This window comes from uncultured Campylobacter sp., from assembly GCF_937949835.1.
In the GTDB taxonomy this organism is placed as follows: Bacteria; Campylobacterota; Campylobacteria; order Campylobacterales; family Campylobacteraceae; genus Campylobacter_B.
The window spans coordinates 1-5612 of sequence record NZ_CALEDC010000052.1 but is presented as its reverse complement, the minus strand read 5'-3'; the positions used below and the strand labels follow the sequence as shown (position 1 = coordinate 5612).

The window sequence follows — 5612 nt, the reverse complement described above, 5'->3', positions numbered from 1 at the left end:
TTAGCCTTTTTTCGATATTTCTTATCTTGTCAATGTTTGATTTATGGTATTCGTGTGTCCCATGGCTAAAATTTAAACGAAAGACATTAACACCCGCTTTTACCATCGCCTCCATTGTCTCTTCATTATCACTTGCTGGCCCCAAAGTAGCTACGATTTTCGTCTTTTTTATCATTTTATGCCCCATAAATTTGATTTTTGCGATTATAACACATTTTAATAATGTAATTTTTTGTATAATAGGCAAAATTTCAAAGGAGAAGATATGAATAAATTTTTATTAGCGTCTCTTGGTCTAGCAGCTGTTGCTTGCGTTGCTATGGGAGATGATAAAGTTTATAAGCTAAAGCTTGCTAGCTCATGGGAGAGCACTATGCCAGTGCTTGGTGATGTGCCAAAAGAGCTAAAGGATAAAGTTGAAAAGATGAGTAATGGCAGACTTGAGCTAAGGATTGATTATCCATCAAAACATAAATCACCTTTTGCAATGCTTGATTTTGCTAAAAGCGGTCAATACGACATTACCTACACAAGTAGCTATTATTATAAAGGCAAAGATGCTAAAACTATATTTTTTACAGCAACTCCATTTATGATGAATACTGATGAGCAAACAGCTTGGTATGAATTTGGCGGTGGTAAGGAGCTTGAGGCAAAAGTTTACGATCCATACAATATCAAAATTTTTAGAGCTGGAAATACCGGCATGCAAATGGGTGGCTGGTTTAAAAAAGAGATCAACTCAGTCGCAGATCTGCAAGGGCTTAAATTCCGCATACCGGGGCTAGGCGGAGAGGTGATGAGCAAGCTGGGTGCCACTATAAACACGGTGCCTACGGGCGAGCTATTTATGGCATTAGAAATGGGTACGATCGACGCGGTCGAGTGGGTAAGCCCTGTCTATGATATGCCACTTGGATTTCACAAAGTGGCTAAATACTACTACACAGGCTGGCAAGAGCCTATGGGAGACTGCCAACTGCTGGTAAATCAAAAGGCGCTAGAGAAGCTGCCTGCGGATCTTCAAGCGATCTTAGAGGCTGCAGCAAGACTTGCCGGAGAGAACTTCCAAAATAAGGGCTTTTACGAAAACGCTCGCATTTGGGCGGAGCTAAAAGCGCAGTTTCCGGACGTGCAGGTGCGCGACTTCCCTGCGGACGTGATAGCCGCGCTTAAAAAAGCAACGAATGAAATCTTAGACGAAGAAGCGGCGAAAGATCCGATGTTTAAAGAGATCCTAGACAGCCAGCGCGCATTTTTGAAAATCGGTAGAGAATGGAATAAAATAAGCACCGTAGCCTACATAAATAACGTAAGCGGTATCGCGGGCGAAAGTGCAGCAAATCCAATCTCCGCAGGTTCTAGCGGTACGACAAACTCAGATTCTGCAAGCAGCGAAAATCACGGCGCTGCAAGCGATTCTAACGCGACGGACGGCAAAAATTTAGGCGCGACAAAGTAAAGCGGGCGCTGCGAGCGATAAAAATTAAGGCGCGACGAACAGACCGGCACAATAAGTAGCTCAGGTGCGACAAGCGGCAGAAATTTTAACTACTTTTGCATAAAGTAGATGGAATTCTGCCGCAGCAGCTTTGGCGCAATAGCTTCAATATCGCAAGTAGCGCGATCTAGCGCAGCAAAGGGCTCCCGCGTGAAATAGAACGCCAAAAACACGTGATAAAACAAAATTCTAAAAATTCCGAATTCCAAGTACGAAGGAATTCGGAATTTTAAATCTAAAATTTTAAAATCAAAATTTATGGATTTTAGACGGAGCACAAAGCTACTCCAGCTATGCTAGAAACCGGCATTTGCGACCATTAAGATTAAAAGCCGCGTCTAGCGCTTTAAAAAGCCTATGGGCCTTTTGCATTCATCTATCAAAATCACAAAAATTGCATTTGAATTATTAAAATTATGACATTTCTTGGCAATATAGGCTAATTCGCATAAAATCAGCCTGCGCGCGTTAAAATTTAATCAATAATGTAATTTGATAAGATTTGTCGCGATAAAATACTCTTATTATCATGCTTATCTTTAAAATTTACTCCATTGCGCCGCTCTAATTAAGGCTAATTTATTAGGATTTGATAAATCACGAAGGCCCAGTCTCTGCCGCCGCATCTATTAATGCAATAGCAGATAAATTTCACACCCTCTTATCGATAGTGCAACTACGCAAAAAAAGCGTATTAATACCGCGAAATTTATTGAATTCTTGAAATTTTTGATCTTTAAAATACTGCAAGACGGCTAAATCGTAAAAATTTCATATTATTTGGATTGTTCATACTATTTGAATTGATTGTTAAAAAGTAGATTCGGGAGCATAACCCCCGAATCTACGGATAAGATTAAATTCTTAGAATTTAATCGGATGGTGGTGGAAGTCGTCGTAAACGACTTTATTGGTTTGAAATTTAATGCGCTTAAGCTCGCGGATACGCAAAAATTCCTCTTCGTCGATCTTTTTGATCTGAATCGCCGCTTTAAACGTAGGCGTTTTAGCGATGAGATCCCAGCCGCCGCTGGTTAGCTCGTTGCAGCAGCTTTCCCAATAGTGATAAGACATCTGAATGATACCATCCATTATACACTCGGTGATATCCGCCTTGATCGCGATATAGCCGTAGCGGCTCCACGCGACGATGAAATCGCCCTGTGAAATTCCATATCGCTCGGCGAGTTTCGGATTCATTTCCGCAATCGGTCCTATCGCGTCGCCGCCCTGCTCGACGGTCTTAGAGCGCCTAGTCATCGCACCTCCTGCGTACTCGTAAACCTTACGCGTAGTTAGAAGCTGGATTGGGAACTCCTCGTCGGTCTTCTCGTCCACGGAGCCCGCCATTACAGGATAATCTTTCGGCATATTCATACGCTTTGCGAATTCCTCTTTGGCGCTTTCGATCTTGCTCTTATCATCCACGAATAGAACCGGGACGAAATTTCCTTTACCGTCCGGGGTAAAGAATTTTTTATCAAGGTACAATGCAGGTCCGCCCATAGAATTCTCATCAGGGCACGGCCAGTGAAGTCCGTGGTATTTTTTGATGCGGTAATAGCTCATTCCGCCGTAGTTGTGCGGAGCTACCCTGCGCACCTCTTCCCAAATCTGCTCTGGAGATTGGAATGTGAAATAATCTCCTAGACCTAAACGTCTGGCAAGCTCGCAGATGATAGCCCAGTCTTGTCTAGCTTGTCCCGGAGGGGCAACTACAATCTCGCTATGCTGTACGCGGCGCTCGGCGTTAGCATAAGTGCCCTCCTTCTCGCCGCTGCAAGCCCCGGGGAGCACGACATCTGCTTTGCGGCTAGTCTCGGTTAAGAAAATATCTTGGATCACATACATCTCTACCTGCGAAATCGCGCGCAAGAAGTGGTTTGCGTTCGGATCGGTCATAACCGGGTTTTCGCCCATCGTCCAGAAGAATTTTACCCTACCATCAAGAATTGCGTCAGGAACTTCAGTTTTATGAATGCCGATCTTGCCGTTTAGATGACCTTTTGGTAAATTCCACTGGCGCTCGAACCAATCACGGGCACTCTCGTCGGTTACGGCTTTGTAGCCGGTAAAGACGTTAGGAAGCATTCCCATATCGCAGCAGCCTTGAACATTTTCTTGTCCGCGGATCGGTAGATCGCCGCTTCCGAGCTCGCCCACATTGCCCGTTACGAGCATTAAATTTGAAATATCACAAACCGCACCCACGCCGTGGTTGAAGTGAGTTACACCCATGCCGTGCGTGATAACCGCAGGTCGCGTGGTAGCGTAAATTCTAGCCGCTTTTCTAATATCCTCGGCATTTAGCCTAGTGTATTTGGCTACGGCTTCAGGCGAATAATCCTTAACCGCCTCTTTTACATATTCAAAACCCTTGGTGTATTTCTCAACGAATTCGTGATTTACCAAATCCTCGTCGATAATAGCATGGATTAAAGCGTTGATGACCGGGATATTGTGCTCCGGCTCAAGCTGGAGGTGGATATCTGCGCGATTTGCAAATTCCGTCTTAACCGGGTCAATTACGATGAGTTTGGCGCCTCTATTTAACGCTCTTTGAACGTGCATAGCTACGATCGGGTGACCATTTTCAGGGTTTGAGCCGATCATCATAATGCAGTTGCTGTGAGTTCCGATCTCCGTGAAGCTATTTGTAGCCGCTCCGTTACCGATTGTTTTGGCAAGACCTGCCACAGTCGGAGCGTGTCAAATGCGCGCGCAGTGATCGATATTATTCGTGCCTAAAATTCTAAGTAGCTTCTGCGCTACGTAGTTATCCTCATGCGTACAGCGTGCGGAATAGTTTCCGGCTATCGCGTCGGCGCCGTATTTTTCTTTAACCTCGAGCATCTTTTTAGCAACTAAATCAAGAGCTTCGTCTCAGCTAGCCTCGACCAAATCGCCGTCTTTACTAAATTTGCCATTCTTTTTACGAATTAGCGGAGTAGTAAGTCTATCTCTAGAGCCTACGTAATTCCATCCGTAATAACCTTTCAAACATAAACAACCTTGATTTACGGGGTTGTCGCTTACGCCGGTTGCGGATTTGATATAATTGTCTTCCGCAGTCAGCTCGATTTGACAGCCTGTGCCACAATAAGGGCATATGACCTTGCCTTTATTCGCCATATTTTCTCCTTTCGAAAATACTAAACATGCAAAATTACCATATATGCAATTTCGGCACAATTATATAAATTCTTACCTAAAATAAAATTGAAATTTTGCCTTAAGCTAAAAGAATTTTTTCAATTATAATTAGGAGTAAGTTGGGGTAATTTCAGTAGCAATTTAAATTTTAAAATATACTTTAGTACTGATATACTAGACTTTTAAAGCAAATAATCAACGGACCGGTTTAAAAAAGAAATTAGTTTTTAAATTTAAGCTTTTAAAGCAAATTTATCAAATAAATTCCAAATATCGTCAGATAAATGACGGAATTTTTTTACGGACTTAAATATAATTACACCAAAATTTTTAGTAAAAAATTTTTTCCCTATTAAGACTTTCTTTTAATTATAAATGCATTATCTGCTTTTTCAAAATTTACTTTAGGATAATAATTCATAGCAGGGATTGCTGAAAGTAATATTAATGCTACTTTTTCTCCTATATGCTCTCTCACTTTTTCTATGAGCATTTTTCCAATACCTTGTTTTTGATAATCTTTTTTTACTGCTAAATCTGAAAGATAACAACAGTAGCTAAAATCTGTAACACATCTTACAAGTCCTATAAGTTGCCCATTATCATAGGCAAAATAAATAAGATTTGCATTTTCAAACATAGATTTTATACGTTCTTTTTCTTTTGTAGGTCTTACTATACCTGAACTTTCAAATACTTCAATTATTTTTTCTACATCAAAACTTTTTGCAATTTCATAAGTTATCATAAATTCTCCTTTTTTTCTTACATCCTATTAGTTTTCTTTTAGCATTAAAAATATTTAATTTTATATTATTTTTTTATTGGTTATTATATAATAAGTATCCTAAAATTTCAATATTTTTAATTTATTTTATAGATTTTTATTAAAAAAAATGTTAATATTCAAATGTAATAATTAAATTTTATCAAGGAGGAAAATTTTTTATGGAAAATT

General features: G+C 40.5%; 3 protein-coding genes and 1 pseudogene. 1 reads left to right on the top strand and 3 read right to left on the bottom strand.

The genetic code is table 11. The features are described 5' to 3' along the window. On the bottom strand, positions 1–175 hold a 175-nt coding region (locus Q0256_RS01210; protein ID WP_297959274.1), incomplete at its 3' end, for a pyruvate kinase. A gap of 90 nt (positions 176–265) precedes the next feature. On the opposite strand from Q0256_RS01210, the gene Q0256_RS01205 reads away from it, so the two are divergent. Beyond that, entirely contained in the window at positions 266–1462 is a 1197-nt protein-coding gene (locus Q0256_RS01205) for a TRAP transporter substrate-binding protein (RefSeq protein WP_297959271.1), read from the top strand. Positions 1463–2365: 903 nt separating this feature from the next. On the opposite strand, the pseudogene Q0256_RS11570 reads toward Q0256_RS01205, so the two are convergent. Further along, positions 2366–4633: pseudogene (locus tag Q0256_RS11570) on the bottom strand (molybdopterin oxidoreductase family protein). Between the two features lie 373 nt (positions 4634–5006). Beyond that, positions 5007–5402: a GNAT family N-acetyltransferase gene (locus Q0256_RS01185; protein ID WP_098979398.1), complete on the bottom strand. Its 396-nt coding sequence runs from the start codon at positions 5400–5402 to the stop codon at positions 5007–5009. Between the last annotated feature and the right edge of the window lie 210 nt (positions 5403–5612).